Source organism: Bdellovibrio sp. NC01, assembly GCF_006874625.1.
In the GTDB taxonomy this organism is placed as follows: Bacteria; Bdellovibrionota; Bdellovibrionia; order Bdellovibrionales; family Bdellovibrionaceae; genus Bdellovibrio.
This window is the reverse complement of sequence record NZ_CP030034.1, coordinates 3,568,480-3,591,273: the sequence shown is the minus strand read 5'-3', so window position 1 is coordinate 3,591,273 and position 22,794 is coordinate 3,568,480. Positions and strand designations below refer to the sequence as shown.

Annotated in this window: 29 protein-coding genes and 1 pseudogene; 19 read left to right on the top strand and 11 right to left on the bottom strand. The window is 44.9% G+C overall.

What is annotated here, in order from left to right:
- The first annotated feature begins 59 nt into the window (after positions 1–59).
- Both DOE51_RS17110 and DOE51_RS17105 read left to right on the top strand, forming a co-directional pair.
- A complete protein-coding gene (locus DOE51_RS17110) occupies positions 60–830 on the top strand; it encodes an exodeoxyribonuclease III (RefSeq protein WP_246845161.1) in 771 nt (256 codons plus the stop codon).
- Positions 831–839: 9 nt separating this feature from the next.
- Complete coding sequence (locus tag DOE51_RS17105; RefSeq protein WP_142697740.1) at positions 840–1,445, top strand: FxsA family protein; 606 nt, start codon at positions 840–842, stop codon at positions 1,443–1,445.
- Between the two features lie 54 nt (positions 1,446–1,499).
- Here DOE51_RS17105 and DOE51_RS17100 read toward each other — a convergent pair whose 3' ends face one another.
- Positions 1,500–2,783 carry a penicillin-binding transpeptidase domain-containing protein gene (locus DOE51_RS17100; RefSeq protein ID WP_142697739.1) on the bottom strand — a complete coding sequence of 428 codons (1,284 nt, stop codon included), beginning with the start codon at positions 2,781–2,783 and terminating at the stop codon, positions 1,500–1,502.
- Between the two features lie 139 nt (positions 2,784–2,922).
- On the opposite strand from DOE51_RS17100, the gene DOE51_RS17095 reads away from it, so the two are divergent.
- Positions 2,923–3,531, top strand: coding sequence for a TetR/AcrR family transcriptional regulator (locus tag DOE51_RS17095; protein WP_142697738.1), 609 nt, complete (start codon positions 2,923–2,925; stop codon positions 3,529–3,531).
- A 90-nt stretch (positions 3,532–3,621) separates the two neighbouring features.
- Positions 3,622–3,957, top strand: coding sequence for a hypothetical protein (locus DOE51_RS17090; protein WP_142697737.1), 336 nt, complete (start codon positions 3,622–3,624; stop codon positions 3,955–3,957).
- On the opposite strand, the gene DOE51_RS17085 is transcribed toward DOE51_RS17090, so the two are convergent.
- Entirely contained in the window at positions 3,958–4,482 is a 525-nt protein-coding gene (locus DOE51_RS17085) for a hypothetical protein (protein WP_142697736.1), read from the bottom strand.
- 329 nt (positions 4,483–4,811) lie between these two features.
- On the opposite strand from DOE51_RS17085, the gene DOE51_RS17080 reads away from it, so the two are divergent.
- The gene (locus tag DOE51_RS17080) at positions 4,812–5,183 is read left to right on the top strand and encodes a TraR/DksA family transcriptional regulator (RefSeq protein ID WP_142697735.1); all 372 of its coding nucleotides are present in this window, start codon (positions 4,812–4,814) and stop codon (positions 5,181–5,183) included.
- Between the two features lie 73 nt (positions 5,184–5,256).
- Here DOE51_RS17080 and DOE51_RS19380 read toward each other — a convergent pair whose 3' ends face one another.
- Entirely contained in the window at positions 5,257–5,379 is a 123-nt protein-coding gene (locus DOE51_RS19380) for a hypothetical protein (RefSeq protein ID WP_256373171.1), read from the bottom strand.
- A gap of 174 nt (positions 5,380–5,553) precedes the next feature.
- Here DOE51_RS19380 and DOE51_RS17075 point away from each other — a divergent pair, with 174 nt between their 5' ends.
- Positions 5,554–6,921, top strand: coding sequence for an outer membrane beta-barrel protein (locus tag DOE51_RS17075; protein ID WP_142697734.1), 1,368 nt, complete (start codon positions 5,554–5,556; stop codon positions 6,919–6,921).
- 124 nt (positions 6,922–7,045) lie between these two features.
- On the opposite strand, the gene DOE51_RS17070 is transcribed toward DOE51_RS17075, so the two are convergent.
- Entirely contained in the window at positions 7,046–7,546 is a 501-nt protein-coding gene (locus DOE51_RS17070) for a GAF domain-containing protein (RefSeq protein ID WP_142697733.1), read from the bottom strand.
- A 152-nt stretch (positions 7,547–7,698) separates the two neighbouring features.
- Here DOE51_RS17070 and DOE51_RS17065 point away from each other — a divergent pair, with 152 nt between their 5' ends.
- Positions 7,699–8,193, top strand: a complete 495-nt coding sequence (locus DOE51_RS17065; RefSeq protein ID WP_142697732.1) for a hypothetical protein — start codon at positions 7,699–7,701, stop codon at positions 8,191–8,193.
- On the opposite strand, the gene lexA is transcribed toward DOE51_RS17065, so the two are convergent.
- From lexA to DOE51_RS17050, 3 genes are all read right to left on the bottom strand, one after another.
- Entirely contained in the window at positions 8,194–8,913 is a 720-nt protein-coding gene (gene lexA / locus DOE51_RS17060; RefSeq protein WP_142697731.1) for a transcriptional repressor LexA, read from the bottom strand.
- A gap of 223 nt (positions 8,914–9,136) precedes the next feature.
- A complete protein-coding gene (locus DOE51_RS17055; RefSeq protein ID WP_142697730.1) occupies positions 9,137–9,466 on the bottom strand; it encodes a hypothetical protein in 330 nt (109 codons plus the stop codon).
- Positions 9,467–9,573: 107 nt separating this feature from the next.
- Entirely contained in the window at positions 9,574–9,786 is a 213-nt protein-coding gene (locus DOE51_RS17050) for a hypothetical protein (RefSeq protein ID WP_142697729.1), read from the bottom strand.
- Positions 9,787–9,944: 158 nt separating this feature from the next.
- Here DOE51_RS17050 and DOE51_RS17045 point away from each other — a divergent pair, with 158 nt between their 5' ends.
- Positions 9,945–10,835, top strand: coding sequence for a DUF2817 domain-containing protein (locus tag DOE51_RS17045; RefSeq protein WP_246845543.1), 891 nt, complete (start codon positions 9,945–9,947; stop codon positions 10,833–10,835).
- Between the two features lie 62 nt (positions 10,836–10,897).
- Here DOE51_RS17045 and DOE51_RS17040 read toward each other — a convergent pair whose 3' ends face one another.
- From DOE51_RS17040 to DOE51_RS17030, 3 genes are all read right to left on the bottom strand, one after another.
- Complete coding sequence (locus tag DOE51_RS17040) at positions 10,898–12,937, bottom strand: alkyl/aryl-sulfatase (RefSeq protein WP_142697728.1); 2,040 nt, start codon at positions 12,935–12,937, stop codon at positions 10,898–10,900.
- Positions 12,938–13,039: 102 nt separating this feature from the next.
- The gene (locus DOE51_RS17035) at positions 13,040–13,996 is read right to left on the bottom strand and encodes an aldo/keto reductase (RefSeq protein WP_142697727.1); all 957 of its coding nucleotides are present in this window, start codon (positions 13,994–13,996) and stop codon (positions 13,040–13,042) included.
- 57 nt (positions 13,997–14,053) lie between these two features.
- Entirely contained in the window at positions 14,054–14,455 is a 402-nt protein-coding gene (locus DOE51_RS17030; RefSeq protein WP_142697726.1) for a hypothetical protein, read from the bottom strand.
- A gap of 148 nt (positions 14,456–14,603) precedes the next feature.
- Between DOE51_RS17030 and ung the strand changes: the two genes are divergently transcribed.
- The 6 genes and pseudogenes from ung to DOE51_RS19475 form a co-directional block, all read left to right on the top strand.
- On the top strand, positions 14,604–15,290 hold the full coding sequence (gene ung, locus DOE51_RS17025) for a uracil-DNA glycosylase (protein WP_142697725.1): 687 nt from the start codon (positions 14,604–14,606) through the stop codon (positions 15,288–15,290).
- 94 nt (positions 15,291–15,384) lie between these two features.
- Entirely contained in the window at positions 15,385–15,687 is a 303-nt protein-coding gene (locus DOE51_RS17020) for a hypothetical protein (RefSeq protein ID WP_142697724.1), read from the top strand.
- 40 nt (positions 15,688–15,727) lie between these two features.
- On the top strand, positions 15,728–16,147 hold the full coding sequence (locus tag DOE51_RS17015) for a hypothetical protein (RefSeq protein ID WP_142697723.1): 420 nt from the start codon (positions 15,728–15,730) through the stop codon (positions 16,145–16,147).
- Positions 16,147–17,199: a 3-dehydroquinate synthase gene (locus tag DOE51_RS17010; RefSeq protein WP_142697722.1), complete on the top strand. Its 1,053-nt coding sequence runs from the start codon at positions 16,147–16,149 to the stop codon at positions 17,197–17,199. The genes DOE51_RS17015 and DOE51_RS17010 overlap by 1 nt, the downstream gene beginning before the upstream one ends.
- The gene (locus tag DOE51_RS17005) at positions 17,192–18,367 is read left to right on the top strand and encodes a 3-phosphoshikimate 1-carboxyvinyltransferase (protein ID WP_142697721.1); all 1,176 of its coding nucleotides are present in this window, start codon (positions 17,192–17,194) and stop codon (positions 18,365–18,367) included. Before DOE51_RS17010 ends, DOE51_RS17005 begins: the two co-directional genes overlap by 8 nt.
- Positions 18,364–18,603: pseudogene (locus DOE51_RS19475) on the top strand (shikimate kinase); the annotation flags it as partial. The gene DOE51_RS17005 and the pseudogene DOE51_RS19475, both read left to right, overlap by 4 nt.
- Positions 18,604–19,398: 795 nt before the next feature.
- Here DOE51_RS19475 and DOE51_RS19470 read toward each other — a convergent pair.
- Positions 19,399–19,560, bottom strand: a complete 162-nt coding sequence (locus tag DOE51_RS19470) for a hypothetical protein (protein ID WP_371726731.1) — start codon at positions 19,558–19,560, stop codon at positions 19,399–19,401.
- On the opposite strand from DOE51_RS19470, the gene DOE51_RS19465 reads away from it, so the two are divergent.
- The 5 genes from DOE51_RS19465 to DOE51_RS16980 all read left to right on the top strand — a co-directional run bounded on the left by DOE51_RS19465 (position 19,483) and on the right by DOE51_RS16980 (position 22,755).
- Positions 19,483–20,187 (top strand): shikimate dehydrogenase, encoded by a 705-nt coding sequence (locus tag DOE51_RS19465; RefSeq protein WP_371726729.1) that lies wholly within the window; start codon positions 19,483–19,485, stop codon positions 20,185–20,187. The two genes, DOE51_RS19470 and DOE51_RS19465, sit on opposite strands and share 78 nt — an antisense overlap.
- Positions 20,187–21,212: a chorismate synthase gene (aroC, locus tag DOE51_RS16995; RefSeq protein ID WP_142697719.1), complete on the top strand. Its 1,026-nt coding sequence runs from the start codon at positions 20,187–20,189 to the stop codon at positions 21,210–21,212. The genes DOE51_RS19465 and aroC overlap by 1 nt, the downstream gene beginning before the upstream one ends.
- A gap of 11 nt (positions 21,213–21,223) precedes the next feature.
- Positions 21,224–22,123, top strand: a complete 900-nt coding sequence (locus tag DOE51_RS16990) for a 1,4-dihydroxy-2-naphthoyl-CoA synthase (RefSeq protein ID WP_142697718.1) — start codon at positions 21,224–21,226, stop codon at positions 22,121–22,123.
- Between the two features lie 109 nt (positions 22,124–22,232).
- The gene (locus tag DOE51_RS16985; RefSeq protein ID WP_142697717.1) at positions 22,233–22,457 is read left to right on the top strand and encodes a hypothetical protein; all 225 of its coding nucleotides are present in this window, start codon (positions 22,233–22,235) and stop codon (positions 22,455–22,457) included.
- Positions 22,458–22,476: 19 nt separating this feature from the next.
- Positions 22,477–22,755 (top strand): hypothetical protein, encoded by a 279-nt coding sequence (locus tag DOE51_RS16980; RefSeq protein WP_142697716.1) that lies wholly within the window; start codon positions 22,477–22,479, stop codon positions 22,753–22,755.
- Positions 22,756–22,794: the final 39 nt, after the last annotated feature.

Genomic DNA, 22,794 nt, shown 5'->3' with positions numbered 1-22,794 from the left:
CACTGTCTCCTTGTATCTGTTATTGATAGCCTTTTAGAGTCGAAATACAAGGAGAAACTGTGAAAATCATCTCTTGGAATGTGAACGGAATTAGAGCTTGTCACAAAAAAGGTCTGGTTGATTTTGTGAACAAAGAAAATCCTGACATTTTCTGCGTGCAAGAGACGAAAGCTCATATTGATCAAGTTGAGACAGAAGCTCGTCAGCTTCATCGCAATTATGCGTACTGGTCATCAGGCGTGCGTAAGGGTTATTCCGGTGTAGCCACTTTCTGTAACGTCGAGCCAGCGCAAATTGCTCACGGTATGGGAATTGATAGATACGACAGCGAAGGTCGTATCGTTATTACCGATCATGGTCCCTTCGATCTTTATAATATTTATTTTCCAAATGGCGGTTCCGGTGATGAACGTCACGCTTTCAAACAAGAATTTTTAAAAGATCTGAACATGCACTTGCGCGAAAAATTAAATAAAGGCCGCGAGGTGATTGTTGTGGGTGATTACAACGTGGCTCACCAAACGTTCGATGTCTTTGATCCAATTCGTCTTTCAAAAGTCAGCGGTTTTTTCCCAGAAGAAAGAGCGTGGTTTAATTCGTTCCTGGAATTAGGCTTCATCGACACCTTTCGTTATTTTAATCCAATGGCTAAAAACCGCTATACGTGGTGGTCCTATCAAGACTTCGCGCGTGAGAAAAACCGCGGATGGCGTATTGACTATGTTTGTATCTCAAAAGGACTTGAGAAATATCTGACTTCCGCAGATATTCTCGACACGGTTGAAGGCTCGGATCACTGTCCGGTGGTTGCGGAGTTAAGCTTTCCGTAAAGGATATTTATGTTAACGATTCCATTGCCATTCATTATCGCAGAATTTGTGATTTTCTATTTTGCTGTGCAAGAGTGGGGCTTCTTTAACGCTGTTGGAATTTATCTAGCTCCGTGTTTATTGGGAATGCTTATCTTAAGCACGGTCGGTCGCATGGCGATGATGACTTTGCAAAGCACGATGACTCGTGGGCAGGTTCCTGGAAATAAAATCTTGCACTCGGGCGCGATCTTTATTTCAGGTTTCTTGTTCTGTATTCCTTCATTCTTTACTCGTGTGCTTGCGTTGGTTTTATTGTTACCAGGTCTTCGTCACTTGGCTGTATGGAGATTTAAAATCTTTATGGCGAAACAAATCGCCAAAGGCTCGGCCCGCGTTTTCAATTTCGGCGCAGGCGGTCCGTTTGGCTTCGGCACGGGCATGGGTAACGGTCCTGGTGGTATGGGAGGAATGGGCGGTATGGGCCAACAAGGCTTCCGCTATTACGAGTTCCGCAATGACGGCACTGGTTTCCACGATGTCAGCGAAGAGCGTGAAGAGCGCGAGATTCAGGCTGAAGTCGTCGACGTGACACCACTTGAAATTACTCACGAAGAAAAGAAAAAGGACGAATAAAAAAAGCGGAGTCGAAACTCCGCTTTTTTTTATTTTCAAAATTTTTAAGAAGAACTAGCGCGAAGAAACTTTACGCATTTGTTTTTGCTGAGCCACGATCGGCGTAAAATACTTTCTAAACATACTTTGTCCAAGATGCGCTGATTTCACTGTCCAGAATTTTCTGTTCACAGTGATCGCGGCAACTGCGATCTTACGATCTTCATCCAAAGCGTAACCAACGAACCAGTCAACACGGCCACGAGGGTTGTCACCCGTTAAGTGACCTGTCTTACCGCCCATTTCGATCTCTCTAAACTTGCGGTCCTTCATGATCGGACGGAATGAGCGGCGAGAAGTTCCTGCTAAAACCGTTTGTGACATCAACTCACGGATTTTCACAGATGACTCTTTGCTCATCGTTGTACCTTTGTTCATTGTGGCACCTTGATAAAGAGTTTTGCCAGCATCGTCTTGCAAAGAGCTAACAAGGTAAGGAACAACCACTTGGCCATCGTTTGCAACTGAAGCTGCGATCATGGCACCTTGAACGGGGCTCATGCGGTTTGACTTCGTGTAACCTGAAGCGGCCTCGGCCATTTCGAAACCTTTGCCAGGCGGGATGTAAGCAACACCCATCTCAACCGGGAAGTCCGCTGGGATTTCTTGGTTGAACATGAAACGGTTTGAGTACTCGTTCAAATCTTCAGGGTGAAGGTTTTCGATGCTCAAACGACCAAATGCGGTATTGATCGAGCGAGCAAAAGCATCCTTCAATGTGATCACATTCGTCCAACGAGTCACACGTTCAGAAAGAACGTTTTTCTTGTAAAGAGTGTGGGCGCCACCATTGTAGTGAATTTTGTGTTCAGGATTGACCCCAGCCTTATCAACCGCCGCCGTTGCAGTCACAACTTTGAAAACGGAAGCTGCTGGAAACGTCGCTTGCAAGTTCATGTTCGGAGCGTGGGCATCGTCACGTTGGAAGCTCGACATCGCCAAAACTTCACCGGTCGAAGCATCCATCACGAAGATCGCGCCGTAGTCAGGCTTATAAGATTTCAAAAGGCGGTCTGCTTCTTTTTGAAGATCATCATCAAGCGTGTATTTAACCGTAAGATTTTGGTCTTTGCCGTCCCAGTTCAAATTCGTTTTTGAAGGAAGCTCATTTGCCTTAATCTTCTCGCCAAAAAGTTTGGCGATATGTTGGCGTTCTTCCAACTGAGTTGCAGATTTCTTCTGAGCTGTAGTTTCAGTTGTCTCTGAGGCAGTAAAGCCCATAAGAGAGTACAAAGCGACAACTGAAGCGCCAGAAAATACGAATAGTTTTAGTAACTTAGATTTTGTTTTAGACCGCATCTCTAAATGGTAGCATCAACAAATTGGCAGTTTCAAGGCCATTCTCAGAAGAAGTCGCAGGAAACTCGCTCTGGACGAGCGTTTTCAGTTACGGTTAATTCGTGACTCAAGGTGAAACTTAGACTAAAGACTATAAGACATGAAGACTAAAGAACGCATTCTCCTTACTTCAATCGAGCTCTTTAATCGCAGCGGCGTCGTAGCAATCACGACAAATCACATCGCAAAAGCGATGGAGATCAGCCCTGGAAATCTGTATTTTCACTATGACAACAAAGAAGAAATTCTGGTTGAGCTTTTCAAGAGAATGGCGAAAGACACCTACGCTGTTTGGCATCCACGCCGCACTAAAAAGGCGTCACCTTTAGACTTCATCAACGACAACTTCGAACTTTATTGGAAGTACCGTTTCTTCCACCGCGAGATGTATGCTCTTCGTCGTAAAGATCAACAGCTTGCGAAAATGTGGAGAGCCCACATCCAAAAAATGATGAAGTTGATGGTCATCCTTTACCGCCAATGGGTAAAGGACGGCAAAATGGCTAAGATCGACCAAGTCAGCGAAATGCAATACATCGCAGAATCTTTGCTAGCGATGGCGACAACGTTCTTGCAGTTCTTCGAATCAGCGGAAAAGCAACCGGGTAAACGTACAATCGAACGCGGTAAGCACCACGTAGCTCGTCTTCTTTTGCCTTACACATCTGGCGAAACAAAGAACGAGTTTGAAAAATTTCTTAAGGCCTAGCACAAAACGTCACCTCTAGTGTCGATTAATTCGATCTGAGGTGGCAAAGCCCTTGCTTTAGTTCTAACCGAATCTGAAAGGTTGAGAACTATGAAAGCACTTCTTTGCACATTACTTCTGGCTACGGCAACAACGGCGCACGCCTCTACAAACTGCGCTGAACTTAAAAAAGAACTGTCTGCTATGCAGGAAGCTCAAGCGCAAATCATGCGCAGCCTTGTCAGCAATCACGAAACATTCGCTTCAACGATGGAAGAATATTCTGAAGTTCTTAGCGATTCTAAAGACTCAAAATCCGTTTCTAAATCTATGGATCAATCAGCAAAGGCCTTTCGTGCGCGCGGGGTTCAGGGCAAGCGCATGTCAGACCGTTTAAACAACGCGACCGAAGATCTTTTCGCTCGCGTGTCTGCCTGTCTTAAATAGTTATTCCGCTGGGGATCTGACGTAGAAACGGGGATCAAGGGTTACGGGGCGTCTTTCGGGGGAGAGAGCATCGTGACCAGGCTCGAGGCGACCGAAGTAAAGTAGGTCGCCTGTCTTTTTATAAATACCAAATCTTTGTGAACCGACGTCTGCCATCTTCATGGCTTTAGCGCCTGTGATGATCGCACACCACATGCCGGTTACGATCTTCTCTTTATATAATGTCCAATCTTTGAATCCGCACACTTCGCGTCCGTTGAAGTCGTCGATCATCATTTGATCCTTCAGCGTGATACCCACTTCTTGGAACGTGAAATCCATATGCTCTTCCGTAATCACGACATCGCCCGAATTGCGAATCGACATCAATGGCTGCGAGCAGTCCTTCTTATAATAGTAGTTTTCCGTCAATACGGCCGTCGTGGCGGCGAAAACCTCTTCCCGTTGGGTTTGGAGCTGGCAGGGCTGAACCCAGCGCCCAGCAAGGCTTTGCGAGCTTTCAGAAGCCCATAAAATTTGGCTCAAAAAGAGAAAGATAAGCATCCAAGTGGCGTAACAGTTTCCTTTTCAATCGCCAAGGTCTAGAATTTAACGCTACGCATGTTTAGTTGCGGAAGGCCCAAGAGCGGCGAGTTAGAATTTAAGAAACGTGTAAGATCCCGACATTTGCATCGATTTTAGAGTCATTAGCCTAACCGCAGCATTGTCCACGGTCATGAATTTGTCAGGATTTTCACTAGTTTAGTTACTTTTAAGTTAATGTAAGAATATTTACTTGCAATATTTACATGCATAGAACTTAATAGGTCAGTTCCAAATTGGCACTTAAGCTCGGAAGGAACGAGGGGGCAATTATGGCTATCTCTGAAAAGCTTGTCGGCGAATGCAGACAAAGACTTTTGCAAACGAAGCAAGAAATCCTCAATAGAGTGAAGGAAGCTCGTTTGAATCTAGACCAGAATGAGGAAAAGGGCGGCGACGAGGGCGATCAAACAATTCGCGTCTTGGCTGAACAAGAATTCCTAAGCATGCACGAAAGACTTCGTGGTCAGCTTATGGAAATCGAAAGCGCTCTAGCTCGCATCGAAAATGGTTCTTTCGGTTACTGTGAAGAAACTGAAGAAGAAATCGAACCAGAAAGATTGCGCGCGATTCCTTGGACACGTTTGAGCATTGAAGGCGCGGAAATCCGCGAATCAGTGAACAAACGCTACGCACGCGGCTAGATCACAGTTTGATTTGAATATATCTCGAGGGGTTTAAAGGGGATGGGCTGAAGGGCTTCGTCCCCTTTGTTATTTAAGGCTGCATGTGTGAAGTCACATAATATTTGTTCAGACTATCACGATGCTCTTTCATCAAGAACACTTCGGCACAACTGATCAGGCTCAGTAACGTCATGAAATAGATCAGGATCCTCATTGCACCCTCCCTGGGCTTCGTGACAGCAACGTCGGTGCCATTCCAAACTGACACTGATTTATAGACGATCTTTTTACTTTCCGCGGTTCAATCTTTACGAAGTCTTAATGCTCAAAAATTTATAACAGTCTCAAAGAACGTGGTGGTTCGCCGCCCGAAACAGGAGACAGTTATATGATCAGCAAAAGATCATGGCTTGCGCTTGCGTGCGCGTGCCTTATCGCGCCTTACTCTGCAAAGGCTGAAGATGCAGAGCCGTTTAGTTTTGCCGACTTCACTTGGATGAACGGGAATAACCGTCAGCATTCTTCTTTGCTCGACACAAAATATTTCACCGGTTCATTCATGGCCGACACGAATTACGTTTACGATTTCAATCGTCCTCAAGATCACACCCTGGTTGGTTCGACTTCTTCGGGTCGTACTAGTGAGTTTCAAGTTACACAATTAGGTGTCGGTGGAGATTTCCACTATAAGAACGTGCGTGGTCGTTTGATGACTCAGTTTGGAATGTATTCAAGCATGACTCCGCGAAATGATGCTTCAACGGCGCGTGGGCAGTGGGATATGAACACCGCTTATCGTTATGTCAGTGAAGCGTATGGTGGTTATCACTGGGATAAAATGAACGGCATCAATTTGGATGCTGGTATTTTCATGTCGTATATTGGTTTATTCAGTTACTACAATTTTGAAAACTGGGCTTATCAAGCGTCATACACTTCAGCGAACACACCGTGGTTCTTTAATGGTTTGCGTTTGCAGGTGTTTCCAACAGATCGTCTGAAAATGGAATTTTGGTTGATCAACGGTTGGCAATCATACGGCATGTTTAACGAAGCACCAGGTGTAGGTTATCAATTCGCCGGTCGTCCCACAGGCGATTTTTCGTGGGTGACGAATGGTTATGTCGGTTCTGATACTTTGGGTACGCCAGGCAGAACTCGTTATCACAGTGACTCTTCTGTGCAGTATAAATACTTAGACACGCCTTCGAAGTTTTTAAGCAAAGCTGCGTTTTCTATCACAGCTGACATCGGTTGCGAAAGCGGCGGTGGAGTGAAGTGTTCCGGTGGTGATGCAAATACTCCAAGTCAGTATTTCTTAGGCTTGATGGCATACAACCGTTTCTGGTTCGATCACGACACGTTTGCGTTGACGTTAGGTGCGGGTATGATCAACAACCCAGGTCGTTACTTGGTTTTGATTCCACCAATTCAAACATCACAAACAGGCGCCAGTGGCGGAGCCAGTGCCACAAATCCAGCATTGGATAGCAATGGCAATCCCTACTTCTCACAAAACCCAGGTGATGATTTCCGCGCATGGGATGCATCCGTTACGTTCGACTATATGCCTGAAGAGTTCATCACGTTCCGCACAGAATTTATCCACCGCGAAGCCAACGTAAACTATTTCGCAGGAGCAGGCGGCGTAACCTCACCAGATAACTTGAATACAACAGCGCACCCAACAAGCTGGGAACCGGATCTTCGCAAACACGAAGACCGCATCAACCTAGCAATGATGGTCCGTTTCTAGGGGTGCCTGCCACTTTCTCCGCAAAAGTGCCTGGCACTTTTTTGGGCCCATGGTGCGTTAGAAAAAAGGTGTCTGTCGTTTTTTTGGTAACGCAATGTAGACCCAAAAAAATGACAGACACTTTTTATGTGAAGTTTGGTGGCCAGATTGTTTTTTCTAGAAGGATGTCGACGATTTTTTTTAGGCCGTCGGCATCTGCTTGGTCGAAACGGTTCAAGATGGGTGAGTCGATGTCTAGGACGCCGATCACTTTGTTGTCGCGAATAATTGGCAGAACGATTTCCGAGCGTGAGGCGCTGTCGCACACGATGTGACCAGGGAATTGATCGACATCTGGAACAATTTGAATTTCGCGAGTGGCAGCGGCTGTTCCACAGACTCCTTTGCCGAAACGAATTCTGGTGCAGGCAGGAAGTCCCTGGAACGAACTTAGGACAAGTTCTTCTTTGTGATTTAAATAGAATCCAACCCAATTAATTTGCGGTAAGTGCTGCTTCAAAAGTGCAGACACGTTGGCAAGATTCGCAAACCATTCTGGTTCGCACATACCGATCACCTCGGATTGAAGTTCGCGGTAGAATTTAGATTTGTCTGAATAAGAAATTGCGCGTGTCGATGCTTCCATAACATTTGTATGTATAGCACATTCTTTAGACCAGATCCGAATTTTATTCATGTGACCCTGAGAACAGGACTGATTAGCATCAAAGCATGATCAAACCACTGTTATTTTGGAGCGTTTTGGCACTGAGCTTTTGTCTATCTGCGTGTGGAGACATGCAGTCGCTTATTTCAAATTTAGGCGAAAATAATCAGAATCAAGAAGTCATCGCTAAATCCATTCCCGACAATTTCTTTTATCACACTGAAGGCACATGTAATGACGGCACTTTGGTTTTCGCAAATCTAAGTGGTGCAGGTTTGATGTTGTGGGATGATCCAGCCGCCGTGCTAACGGGGCAGATCGAGTTGTATTTGAAAAAAGACGACGGCAGTTATCAATTCCGTTATCGCGAATTTGATTTCGACGGCAACACGATGTTCGATCAATATTATAGCGGCCACTACGCCATGGATTCAGACACTGGAAAAATTCAGATGGATGATCTGGGATATGCGTACGTAAAAACGACTCCGAAAAGAAGTTACTACGACATCACCTTCGATAAGATTTTGAACGATAGCAAAATCAAAAACCAAACTCTGCGCTTCAGAGTTTTCAAAGGACATAAAGGTCTGCACACAGATATGCCGACCTATTGTAATTTATAATTAGAATTTACGAATAAGACCGACGACGATACCGCGGATTTCTACCTCGTCAGGGGAGAACCACATTGATTTCATTGTCGAGTTTGCGGGACGAAGCTCTACTTGCTTTGTGGAATCGCCAGAGTCCGGGCGCGCGCGCAAGTAGAAACGTTTTACTGTTGCTTCGTTGTCGACAGTCGCAACGATAATGTCTCCGTTCGTTGCGGCTTTTTGTTCCTGAATCAAAATAATGTCTTCATCAAAGATTCCATCTTCAATCATCGAATCACCTTGAACCTTTAAGGCAAACGACTTTGAAGGATTTCTGACCATAGAAGGAGGAACGTCGACGTATTCGTCGTGTTTGATATTTTCAATCGGCTGTCCCGCTGCCACCTTACCGAGAAGGGGAAGGGACAGGATCTCATCACGAGCCTGGAGGAGCTTAGTGCGGTGAGATCCCGTCGTCGTCGAGACTTTTGCTTGTAGATGCTCCTGCACTGCCGAAGCAGAGTGAAGAATCTGAATGGCCCGCTTCTGGTTTTGCGGATTCGAGATGTATCCTTTGTTCGTCAATTGCTTCAGATAATTCTGAACCGAATTGAAAGAAGCCAACCCGAAGTGGTCCTTAATTTCCTGATATGACGGAGAAACTCCTGAACTTAAGAGTTGCGCCTCGATATACTCGAGGACCGATTTTTCTTTAGGTGTCAGTGGGGGGAGGGGCAATTTCTTTGTCATAACTTACATATGAACTTACAGTGTAAATAATATGTAAGTCAAACAGGAAAATGCACGGTCCAGAAAGATTTTTTTGAAGCTGCGCGCGACTTTCAAGGAGTTCAGGCGATTCGCATACTTACAAGCTGGGGTCTGGCGTCACACGCGACAAAAACAAAAGGGGCTTCCGAAATGGAGCCCCTTTTTTATCTCTTCTTTTTCTATTTAAACTTGGTCAGTCTGACTATTGAAACTTTTGAAGGCAAGATGCGATCGCTGATTGAGCGTAAGGCGCAACGTGCACAGTTTTATCTGCAGAAGTTGTGATCAAGTCCGATGAATCCATCACACGATCAACTACACATGCGTTAGAGTTTGAATCCATTGTTAACTTCACGATGCACAAGCGGCTACGGCCTGAGCAGTGCACGCCAGTGAATGTTACGCCATCGTCAGCGCTCAATTTATTCAAAGCAGTTACAAACGCAGATTCCTCTTGCGGAGTCAGAAAAGCAAATGCTGATGGAGAGAAAATTGTAAGAAGAGTGATGAGAGAAAGAACCTTACTTTTCATAGAAGCCTCCTTGTAACGAACTATGCTTCAGGCATTAGTTCTACAAGGGGATCTATGATTAGTAAAAGGCATATAAAGAATTCAGATATTCGCAAAACGAATAACGACTACTCGGCTTTAGAGCAGTCTTTCTTATTTTCTTCGCACGCGGGCTTAATCGTAGCTACCACTGGTTTTGATTCAGAAGCGACTTGACGAATAGCTGGGGTGATATTCTTAGCTTGGCTAACAGGTGCCATTGAGCAGTTCTGATAAAAAAGTATCACGATGGGATTGATCACCAACATCGCCACAAAACTAAAACCACCTCTATTGATCATACGTCCCTCCTACACTGAGTCTGAAAATCCACACCCAATGTCTAACGGACGAAAATCAGCAAGACTTTAGTCGTTTTGTAAGTATTCTCAGCTTGATTCAAAAAAAGGCGATTTCTCATCTTGAGAGATTTGTCAGGTGCGGTGATAATAGACATGTGATGATGACAATTCGCCAACTTATAACAAGTTTTGCTTTAGTGTGTGCTGCCACGACGGCGCATGCTGAGTTTTCCAATCTACAAGAAACTTGCGTGAACGATCTCAGAAAATTTCCAGGCGTTTTAGATGAGAAGCTTTTAAGGCAAGCATGTGAAAAGGCTATCGTGGATGCTCAATGTGTCAGCGTTGAGGGTCGGCCTATATATCACTACGAAAAATTAGCTCCAGAGCCAGGTGCGAAAAGAGTTTTGGTGTTCAGTCTTATCCATGGTGACGAAACTCCAGCGGGAGCTGTGGGTCGTTATTGGATGGAAAGACTTGAAGCTATTGCGCCAAGAAATTCTTGGCGTGTGGTTCCGGTGTTGAATCCTGATGGTGTGAAATATAAAACTCGCACGAACGCGAACAAGATCGACGTGAATCGTAATTTTCCAACAAGAGATTGGGATACAGCTGCGATTCCAAATTGGAAGCGTACGACAGGCGCAAACATTCGCAGATTCCCAGGTAAAGAAGGTGGTAGTGAGCCAGAAACAAAATGTGCTCTTCACCACATCGAGGATTTCAAGCCTGACTTCATCGTTTCAGTTCATACGCCGCTTAAAGTTTTAGACTTTGACGGACCGAAAATGATGGCGCCACCGAAATTTGATTATTTGCCGTGGAAGAGTTTGGGAAGTTATCCAGGAAGTTTAGGTCGTTATATGTGGGTGGAAAGAAGTACACCTGTATTGACGATGGAGTTAAAAGAAAATCTTCCACCGAACTACGGCCCGTTTGAAAAACTTCAAGATATCATCGGAACACTGGTGAAACTTGAAGCGAAGAAATCAACGGCTGATACCAGTAAAACGAAATTTCTTCCTCTCGCATTAGATATCAATAAATAAAGAAAAAGCCGCTGTTCCCAGCGGCTTTTTTATTTGTTGCTGACGTGGAAGTGTAGACAGATTTACTTCGTTATCGACTCATCGTTGCTAGCTTCTTTGGGGCTCTTATTTAAATCAGCCATTGGTTTCCCAAGGGGAGTGACTTGTCGTGGCTCTACAGGCGTCACCAGATTGAAGGCGCCATCGAAATTATCAAGTGTCGCGACCAAATCTGAAATGGCTCCACGGTCGCCAGAAATTTTTAACGAATCTGAATTTTGCATTTCGCCTGCCTTTGCAGTGCCACCAAAAAGTTTCCCCAATTGCGCAGAGTTGCCTTCAATCATCGTGTCAAATTTTTCTTTTTCGCCCGCAGGGACTGCGACCAGAACGGAATTTTCAACAACAACATTCATACGCTCTTTTGTATCCGTGTTCATCACGCCAAAATTCATTTTCTTATTTTTTGATTTATCTGGATTCATACGCAACGCCGTATAGTCCATCAACATCGCAAGCGGTAAGCTTGTTGGATCGACAAGGGGTGGTGCATAAGTCGCTTTGTTTTCACGAAGTTCTTTTGCGCCCATCAAATACACGTCACGCCATGGACCTGATTCAGCCTGGAAGCCCATTTGTTCCAGAGCAGCGGCTTGCAACATGCGTGCATCTTTATTTTTTGGTTCAGCATACACTAAGTGATTTACGACTTCTGCAGCCCAACGATAGTCACCGGAATTAAAGGCTTCACGACCAATTTTTAGAACCTTTGCAGATCCGCCCATTGCCTTAACATATCGTTGTGCGACCTCAACCCGAGGATGTTCATGCAAAGTCGCTGGATTGCCATTGTAGAAACCTAAGTACAGCTGATACGTCGCTTTCACGTCATGATTTAACGAGCCGTAGTAACCGCGGTTGTAAAACTTTTTGCCCAACGAATCGGGAAGTTTAATTTTTTCTGCAATTTCTTCAGCGTCATAACCCATGTTCGCTAAGCGCAAAGTTTGATCGTTGATAAACTTATACATGTCACGTTGATCTTTGATGTGCTGAGTGATCTTAGCATTTGTCCAACGTGGCCAGTGATGGGAAGCGAAGGAAACTTCTGCATCTTTGCCGAACATTTGCAAAGTTGTTGTTAGTGCGTTTGACCAAACCAAAGGACTACGTACTTTGGCACCACGTAATGTGTATAAGTTATGCATTGTTGACGTGGCATCTTCAGACAAGCACAAAGCTTTCATTTGCGGGAAGTAGAAAATCATTTCAGATGGCGCTTCGGTTCCTGGCGCCATTTGGAAAACAATATCGACACCATCAATCGTCATTTTTTCGCCAGTTTTTGTAATGAGCTTATTCGGCTCTGCGATTGAACGAGTGCCGACAGAAAGTCCCGAACCTAAACCCGTTCCTAGGTTTCCTTTAGGATTATTATCCAAGCCCACGCCATACATATAAGTGGCCCTGCGGTTCATCGCGTTGCCTGCGTAAAGGTTTTCACTGACAGCCTCTTCCATGAAGCCTTCAGGTGCAATGATCGGAATCTTTTTATCTTTAACTTCTTGTGGAGTCAGTACACCCATAACGCCGCCGAAATGATCGACGTGACTGTGGGTGTAGATGACAGCTGAAACTTTGCGTGCGCCGAGTTTTTCATTTGCAAGTTTTAAACCAGCGGCTGCGGTTTCGACTGAGGTCAGTGGATCAATAATGATCCAACCGTTTTTTCCTTCAATCAAAGTCATGTTCGCAAGGTCAAAGCCGCGAATTTGATAAATTTTGTCGGCGACTTTAAATAATCCGTTCAGGGATGTCAGTTGTGATTGGCGCCACAAGCTTGGATTGGTAGTGTCGGGTGCTTTTTTTCCATGAGTGAATTCAAAAGCCTTGGTGTCGTAATTATAGGGAGTCGCTTTGATAACGCCATCTGGAAGCGTTGCAATCAACCCTTTTGTCGCATCATCGAAGGACTCTTTATCGTTAAAATTAAGTTCTTGATAAACGGCGTCGTTCGCTTTGCGTGTAAATGATGTTGCAGTACCTTCTGGAAGTTTATCTGCGGCATTCGCAAGCGTACTTACAGAAAGCAGTGTGATCACCGCTGTAGAGAGTGTTTTCATGTTTTTCCTCCTGAAGCCCTATTGTTTACCAAACAATGCTTCAAGAGGATCTGAAGGTCATAACACTGAGCAAATACATGCAGGGTTGCTTTAAATAAACGCTTAGTAGGCAAACAGTCTTTTAAGCTCTTTATCAACTTCCGGATTCATTTGCACTTTCAATGCACCTAGATTTTCTTGTAATTGCTCAATATTAGTTGCACCAAGAATGACACTTGTCATTCCCGGCTGAGCTGCAAGCCACGCTAATGCGAGTTGAGTGCGCGAACAATCAAGCTCGTCAGCAATTTTCTTCATGGAACGAACACGTTCGATATTTTTTTCGGTGTAAAGAGTTTCCTTCAGCCATTCCATTTTTGCCAAGCGACCTTCGCTAACGCCATTGTCGTATTTGCCGGTCAGCATACCGGAAGCTAACGGAGACCATGTGACCAAGCCCATTCCATGTTGCGAAGCTTTCGGCTGAACGTAGCGTTCCACCTTTTCACGTGCAATCAGTGAATACTGCGGTTGTTCGACTTGGGGTTTGTAGTAACCACCTTTGTTGCAAATATCGATGGCTTCTTGAATTTCTTCAGCAGTCCATTCGCTGGTGCCCCAATACAAAATTTTTCCGTGATGAATCAAATCATCCATGATGCGCACGGTTTCTTCGACAGGAGTTTCCGGATCGTAGCGATGGCAGAAATAAATATCCAAATAATCGGTGCCGATGCGTTGCAGACTTTTGTTGACCGATTCGATGATGTGCTTGCGAGAAAGACCGCGATCATTGACATCTTCACTCATCGGCCAAAAAACTTTGGAAGAGATGACCAGCTCGTGACGAGGAAAATCCTTAAGTGCTGCACCCATAATTTTTTCCGACTCACCTTTGGCGTAAACATCGGCGATATCAAAAAAATTAATTCCGGCTTCATACGCCAGACGCAAAATGCTTTTGACTGTTGTGAAGTCACTGACAGATCCACCGTACGTGGTCCATCCGCCTAAAGAGTATTGTGAAAGCTTAAGGCCGCAACGACCCATGTTGCGGTAGGGCATATTAGGATTGGACATGGAAAGCTCCTTATTGGAAAAGCTTCCCTCGTGAAGCACTCCATGTCCAGTTTCTGATTAATGCAATGTCGAGTTCTGCATGACGTGGTTGATCTCGATGATTCGGTCTTGTTGGCTAATGACAGAATCTTGAATCTCAACCAATTTTTTTAGAAGGTTATCTTTGGCCATGCGAATGGCGTCATAGATATCCTCACTGACTCCTTCGGCCTCTACCTTCGCGTCGGCTTCGGTCAGAACAATCGCGATGCGGTATAGCTTTTTGAGATCAGCTTTATTGAAATCTCGGCCTTCCGTTTCATACTGGAGCGCGAGTTTTCTTGGATCTCTGGCCACGACGGCCACGACTGTTTCCGGTGTTACGAAACCATCAAATTCCGCGATTTGCTGGTAGATGAAGGACTTAACATCCGGGTTTTGCTCGATAAGTTCTATTGTGGGGTTTGGAAGGTTCGTCATAGGCGTCCTCCTTTTCCTCTTAGTATTAGTCTAACAATGAGGCTTAAATTTGTCTGGTCAAGTTGAGGTCGGCATGAAAAATAAATTGAAAACCAATACGCTTGATTTAGAATCCCGGTCCTAGACCAATGTCATGTATCAGGATGAGATGGAACAAATCAAAAGCGAAGTAAAATTACATTCTTCTTGGAAACAAAAACTGCAACCGGAATTCGACAAAGATTCAATGGTGAAGTTGAATGCATTTCTCAAAAAAGAAAATGCAGCAGGTAAAGTTATTTATCCAAGTCATGACGATTATTTCGCAGCGTTGAATTTAACTCCGCTTGATAGGGTGAAAGTTGTTATCGTAGGGCAAGATCCTTATCATGGCCCTGGTCAAGCGCATGGACTTTGTTTTTCTGTGCAAGATGGCGTGCGTTTCCCTCCGTCGCTGAAAAATATATTTAAAGAACTGCATTCGGATCTTGGCATCGAGATTCCAAAATCAGGTTCATTAAAAAAGTGGGCCGAGCATGGCGTGTTGTTGTTGAATGCAGTTCTGACTGTTGAGGACGGCAAAGCAGCTTCGCACCAAGGTAAAGGCTGGGAAGAGTTCACTGACAAAGTGATTCACATCGTGAATGAAGAAAAAGAACATGTGGTGTTTATTTTGTGGGGCTCGTACGCGCAAAAGAAAGCAGCGTTCGTTGATCGCAAGAAACATTTTGTTATCGAGTCGGTGCATCCGTCACCACTGTCTGCGCATCGCGGATTCTTCGGTACCAAACCATTTTCACGAGCGAATGCTTACTTAAGATCCCAAGGCATTTCAGAAGTGGATTGGTCTCTTTAATTCTCAACAAAAGACATTTAAGTTAGGCAATTTGCTCTAGCAGCAGTCGACAGCGGCCGATAAGAACTATACTCTGATTAAAGAAGGAGTTGTTATGAAGGCCGTTTTGTCAGCTTTGCTTTTAGTGACCTCCGCATTTCTGAGTGTTCCAGTGCACGCCGGTATGTCGATTCGAGTGATCGCGTCTGATGGCGTTGAAGATACCGTTAAAAATATTAGCGAGGACAAAGAGGGAGCGAGCATCGCCTTCGCGCGCACTGCTGGTAATTACCGTTTGCGTCGCACAGTGGCTGGCTATGATGCTAAGAAGAAAACTCTGCAAAACAGCCTGAGCAATAAAAAGCCTGTAAGCGTCACAGTTGATTCTTCGCAGCTCAATATTCTTGATGTGAAATAAGCCCGTAAGATAAACTGGTTTCCTTAGAAGGAGACCAGCTATGAAGGCTATTTTAATTGCATTGATCGCATTGTCATTCTCACCAGTTTCGTTCGCGACAACGAAAGAAGAAGTTCAGCAAAAAACATCTGAGGCAGCATCCGCAGCTGCCAGTTACACAAAAGAACAAAAAGAGCAGTTTGAAAAAGACATGCAAGCAAAGTATGACTCTTTGAAAACTGAAATCGCTGAAATGAAAGCAGAAGCTGCTAAAGAAACTGGCGAAGCTAAAAAAGCGATGAACGAACAAATCGCTATCCTTGAAAAGAAACAAGCAGAAATGAAAAAAGATATGGCGAAGCTTAGCAAAAGCTCTGGCGCTGCTTGGGCTGAAATGAAAACAGGCGTAAGCAACGCTTGGAATTCATTGTCTGCGTCTTATGAAAAAGCGAAAGCTCATTTCAACGAAGATAATAAATAATGAAACAAAGTATGGTGCGCTTTGCGCAGAATTTTCCGAAGCCTCGCGATTTGGGTGAAGAGCTCTTGCTTATTCACGACAAAGTTCTTGCGCAAAAATCACCAGCGTTTCGTACCTGGAGCAAACAAATTAAACTTCGCTACGCCGTTGATGCGGGCGAAGGTTTAAAAAGTGTCGACATGTTTCCTGAACACATCGCAAAGATTATGGCGTTGTGTGAAAATACTTCCGTGAAAAAACTGACTGTGGTTGTCGTCGGCGGTGGCAGTGTCGGGGACTTCGGCGGATTCGTTGCAAGTATCTTGAAGCGTGGTGTGCGTTTGGTGCACTTGCCAAGTACATGGCTTGCGGCAATCGACTCCGCGCACGGTGGTAAGACGGCACTGAATGTCGGTGGTGCGAAAAACCAAATCGGTACTTTCTATCCGGCATCTGAAATCGTCTTGGTAAAACCATTGTTGTTCGCACAACCCCCGGCGCGCACTTTTGAAGCGTTCGGTGAGTTGTTAAAAATTGCATTACTTCACGGCGGCCCGTTGTGGGCTGAGCTTTCAAAAGAATTCGAAGTCAATGCCGACACATTGTGGAAATATCTTTCGGCCGCGATCAACGCGAAATACAAAATCGTCAATAAAGATCCGGAAGAAAAGTCTGGCGTTCGTCATGCCTTGAACTTGGGTCACACCTTAGGGCACGTGCTTGAAAGTTATTACGAACTTCCGCACGGTATCGCCATCAATTACGGCTTAGAGTTCGCGTTACGCTGGTCGGTTGAAAAGAAAATCATGGCCGTCGGGGAGTTTGATAAATTCCAACGTCAGCCGGTTGCTGCGTACTTGTTATCGGCATCTGCCGATCAATTACTTGACGTTAAAGCGAATGCTTTAAAAGAATTCCGTCGTCTGTTGTTAAATGATAAGAAGAAAACGAAATCCGAAACTTTGCGTTTTGTGTTTTTGAAAAAGCCAGGACAAGTTTCAATTCAAGAAGTTCATGTCGATGACGTCCTTGTCGAAATCATTCGCCAAAGAGAAGAAGAACTGAATGGCTAATTTTCACTTCCGCGGGGATATCCCTTCATCCAAATCTGTTTTTAACCGTGCACTGATTGTGCAAAGTTATTTTCCTGCTTTGGATCTAAAGGGCTTCGCGGGTTGTGATGACGTTAAGTACATGCGCGAAGGCTTAACAAAAATTCGTGATCGCAGCCGCATTTATTGTGGTGAAGGTGGAACTACATTCCGCTTTATGGCATTACGTGCTTCACGTCATCGTGGCGTTCACATTTTGGAAGCAGAGCCACGTTTGTTAGAACGTCCACAAAAAGGATTGCAAGATTTGCTTCTACAGGTGGGCGTACAAAGTACCATCAAAAGAAATGAAATGTATGTGATCAGCGAAGGGTGGAAAACTCCACGCGTTCCTATTCGTGTCGATACATCTGAATCAAGTCAGTATGCTTCGGCGTTGATTCTAAATGCGTGGTTACTTGATCACGATATGGAATTTGAATTGGTCGGCGATAAAGTTTCCGAGTCGTATTTCGATCTGACAATGCAGATGGTGAAATACATGGGCATGCGTTTTCAAAAAACTGCGAAAGGTTATTTGATTCCTGCAGGTCAACGCATTGAAAAGCTTTTTTATGAAGTTGAAGCTGACGTCAGCTCGACTTTCACCATGGCTGCGGCCGGGGCTTTGGCTGGAAAATCTGAAATTACAAATTTCCCCCCGCAAACCGAACAGCCCGATAAAGTTTTTGTCGATATTTTTAAACGCATGAATATTCCTGTTCAGCTGGAAGGAAATACTCTGACGGTAGCTAAAGCAGAATCCATGAAATCTGTGGATTGTGATTTATTTCAATCGCCAGATTTGTTTCCGGTGCTTGCCGTGGTGTGTTCGTGGGCTGAAGGCATTTCGAAACTGCACAATGCTCCACACTTGGTGAAAAAGGAATCGAATCGTATTCAAAAGATTGCGGATCTTTTCGATCTTTTGGGTATCAAGTACGAGATCCTGCCAGATGGCATGATCATTCATGGAAATCCTCGACAAAGTCTGAAACAAAATGTTCGCTTTAATCCTGATAAGGATCACCGTATGGTGATGGCGGCGATGTTGATGAAACTTAAAGGTCACGGCATCACGATCGAAGAGCCGCAAGTCATTAATAAAAGTTTCCCCGAGTTTTGGGATATGATTGGAATTCGTCCATGATCACAGTTTTGATTGGTCACCGTGGCACAGGTAAAACGGAACTTGTAAAGCGTTTACAAGTATCATTGCCACAGCAATCAACTGCCTTTGTTGATTTAGATTACGAGATCGAACAAAAAATCGACAAAAGCATCATGGAGCTTTTCCTTGAACATGGAGAAGCTTACTTTCGAGATTTAGAACGTCAGCTTTTTCTAGAGACTCTGCAAAAGCCCTATCAAGATATTTACCTGGTAGTAGGCGCTGGCTTCGACGTTTCGATAATTCCTGAAAACGTACGTACATTGTGGGTGCGCAGAAAATCGGATCTTGATGGGCGCATTTTTTTAGATCGTCCGCGTTTAAATCCAGAAATGGCACCGATTGATGAGTTCTTAAAACGTGCTGTCATTCGCGAAGAAAATTATTCGAAAGCGGCCGACGAAATTTATCTGATGCCAGAAGGTCTTTTTGAAAACCATCACTTTGTCTTGGGGATCGAAAAAGCAATTTTGACCCATACCTTGCAGGATATTGGTGGCTTCATCACGGTGATGCCGTCAGTGCAAGATAAAGAATTGCGCTGGCAAATCTTTAAAGACCGCTTCTTTAAAAAAGGCGTTCAGGGATTTGAACTTCGTGACGATTATCTAACTTCTGATTTCATTCAAAAGATCTTGCCTGACCTGGAAGGCGAAACTGTTTTGTATTCTTTCCGCGAAGTGAAAGATCGCAGCGAATTCTGGCAGTCTGAACAATGGAAAAACATCTTGGCGCATTGCCAGTTGTTTGATTGGCCAATAGAGCTTGGGCCTTTACCAGAAGAAGTTCAGGTGCGAATTCCCAAAGCGAAGCTGATCATTTCGTGTCATGAGCGCTATCAATTCGACGATTTGCAGTCCTATGAAAACTATGCGGGACATTTAAAGTTTGCACCGCTAGTTGAAAACTTCAGCGACATCCTTGCGTTTCATGAATGGCAACGCTCTGATGAATCACGCCGCAGTTTCTTGCCACGTTCGAATCAACAGCGTTGGGCGTGGTATCGTCTTTTACAAAAGGGTCAGCAGAAAATTAACTTCATCAAAGAAGGAGAAGGCAGTTCTGGTGATCAACCAAGTTTGTTCCAATGGATGATGTGCCCAACAAAGCCCGCACATTTCGCGGCTGTTTTGGGCGCACCAGTAGCACACAGCTTTACCCCGATTGAACATGCAGAATTCTTCCATAAGCGTGGTTTGCCGGTTTTTGCAATTCACATCGAACGTGAAGAATGGGATCAAGCAATGCCGGTTCTGCAGGTGCTGGGTTTGAAATACGCAGCCGTCACAGCTCCGCATAAAGAAGCTGCGGCGAAGTGGTGTGGTCATCCGGAATTGCATGCTTTAAACACGTTGTATTTCGATTCACAGAAATGGCATGGCACTTCGACGGACGATGCTGGTTTTTTGGAATTGATTGATGGTGTCGGTATGATTGCTCCGTTACAGAAAGAAATTTTTGTATGGGGCGGCGGCGGCACTTTAGGCATGATTCAAAAAGCATTGCCGCACGCAAGTTACTTTTCGTCACGTCAGGGCTCGGCTCGTCCCGGCACTGAAGATCTTGAAGGTGTGAAACCTAAGATCGTGATTTGGGCTGCGCCACGCACACCAGATACCGTGTTGCCTCCAGCAGAATGGCAGCCGGTTATGGTTTACGATTTAAATTATAAAGAAGATTCGATGGGCCGTGAATATGCGCAGAAATGTGCAGCGAACTATCAATCGGGTCTAACAATGTTTATTGCCCAAGCACAGTTGCAAAGAAAATTCTGGCTCGAGTGTGAGGAGAAGAAATAATGAGTGCTAATTCCTTCGGTTCCAGATTTACAATCACATCGTTTGGCGAAAGTCATGGCACCGCTTTAGGTGTCTTGATTGACGGTTGCCCAGCAGGTGTTCAATTCAATGAAAGTCTTTTGACGAAAAATCTTGAACGTCGTAGACCTGGTAAACACTCTTCAAATCAAGTCGTGTCTGGCCGTAACGAAGCGGATCAAGCGGAAGTATTAAGCGGTGTTTTCGAAGGTAAAACTTTAGGTACGCCGATTGCGATGATCGTGCGCAATCAAGATGCACGTTCACAAGACTATGCGACGATTAAGGCGGCACCACGCGCAGGGCATGCCGACGACATGTGGAAGAATAAATTTGGTCACAGCGATCATCGCGGTGGCGGCAGATCTTCGGGTCGTGAAACGGTATCGCGTGTGATGGCGGGATCAATCGCGCAGATGATGATGGCGCATGTGAGTGCACCAACAAAAGTCATCGGTTATGCTTCGCAAATTGGTTCTTACGAATTAACTCCCGATGAACGTGCGCAAGTTACTTCGCAAGACATTGATTCTTTCCAAGCGCGTTTTCCTTCTTCACGCGATAAAGATATCGCAGCAATGTTGTTAAAAGCCCAAGAGGCCGGCGAAAGTTACGGTGGCGTTGCCGAAATTCTTATTCAGAATCCTCCGGCTTCATTAGGTCAGCCCGTATTTCATAAATTGAAATCGGATTTAGCAATGGCCTTTCTAAGTGTTGGCGCAACCAATGGTTTTGAACTGGGTTTAGGCTTTGATTCGGCTGGCGTGCAAGGCACAAGCTTTCATCAAGGTGGTCAAGATGCTTACGGCGGCATTCGCGGTGGCATCTCGACAGGAGAAAGCATTTTATTAAGAGTATCATTCAAACCAACAAGCTCCATTTTAGATGTTGCGAAAAAAGGTCGTCATGATCCTTGCATTGTGACTCGCGCAATCCCAGTACTTGAAGCCATGACATGGCTCGTGTTGGCAGATCATTACCTATGGGCTAAGACAGATAGAGTTTAAAAGGGGACAACATGGTTTCAGATATTTTCAATCCAGAGTGGTGGACAGAAGTAGAAGGCTTTAAATTTAAAGACATCACTTATCACCGCGCCAAAGATCAAGGCACTGTACGTATCGCATTCAATCGCCCAGAAGTGCGCAATGCATTCCGTCCTCAAACGGTCGATGAACTTTACACAGCTCTTGAACACGCACGCATCACTCCAGATGTCGGCGTTGTATTGATCACAGGGAACGGTCCTTCACCAAAAGATGGTGGCTGGGCATTCTGTTCTGGTGGTGACCAACGTATTCGCGGTAAAGACGGTTATAAATACGAAGACAAAGTTGCTGCTGGCAAAGTCGATCTTGCTCGCCTAGGTCGTTTGCATATTCTTGAAGTACAACGTTTGATTCGCTTCATGCCTAAAGTGGTTGTTGCGGTTGTTCCAGGTTGGTCTGTTGGTGGTGGTCACTCATTGCACGTGGTATGTGATCTTACGATTGCCAGCCAAGAACATGCGATCTTTAAACAGACGGATCCAGACGTTGCATCGTTCGATAGCGGTTACGGTTCGGCTTACCTTGCACGCATGGTTGGACAAAAACGTGCGCGTGAAATCTTCTTCTTGGGACGTAACTATTCGGCGCAAGAAGCTTTCGATATGGGTATGGTTAACGCCGTTGTGCCTCATAAAGATTTAGAAAAAGTCGCACTTGAGTGGGCAAAAGAAATGAATTCGAAAAGCCCGACAGCGATGCGCATGTTGAAGTTCGGTTTCAACATGATTGATGATGGTTTGGTAGGCCAACAATTGTTCGCCGGTGAAGCCACTCGTCTTGCCTATGGTACTGAAGAAGCAGTCGAAGGTCGCAATTCTTTCGTAGAGAAACGCCCGAAAGACTTCACGAAGTTCCCTTGGCACTATTAGCACTTCGGCTCCGCCGAAGTATTTCCTAAAGCCGCCTGCAGTAGCGGGCGGAGGCAGACTGTAACAAAACATCTAGGCGGAAGCCTTTCTAAGAGAGAAAATAAGAGCCATGAAAAGGCAGTCTTGTTTTCTCCTTTTTATTGCGGTCCTCTTCCTCTCAGGTTGTCCTGAGAAACAGAAAGTACCGCCTCCTCAAAAACCGCCTGAACCGCAAGTTGAAAAAGTAAAGGTTCAAGGTGAGATGGCTTATGAGATGGATGACGTCGTAGAGATTTTAAAAGGAATGGCGCCTCTGGTTGGTCCAGCCCCTTATTTCTATCGCATGTTGGCCTAGTATCCTTTAGACTTGAGCAGTGAACGAAGAATTTCAGCAACAATTCAAACAGAATCTAAGCACGGTCATGGAAGCAATGCCCATCGACTTAAGCTTCAGCGTTTGGGCCATCGTTGCTGGCATTTTATTTAGCACCGTCGGCTGGTATCTGTATCGTCACGGCAAAAAAAATGTCAATCCCCGCAACGTCTATTCTGGCTTAGCTTTGATGATCTATCCCTATTTCGTTTCGGGTGCGCTTTACACTTGGGTAATCGGCCTTTTGATCTGCGGCTACGTGTTTTACTGGTGGGATTAAATAAAAAAAGCCGAACGTTCAGTTCGGCTTTCTCATTAT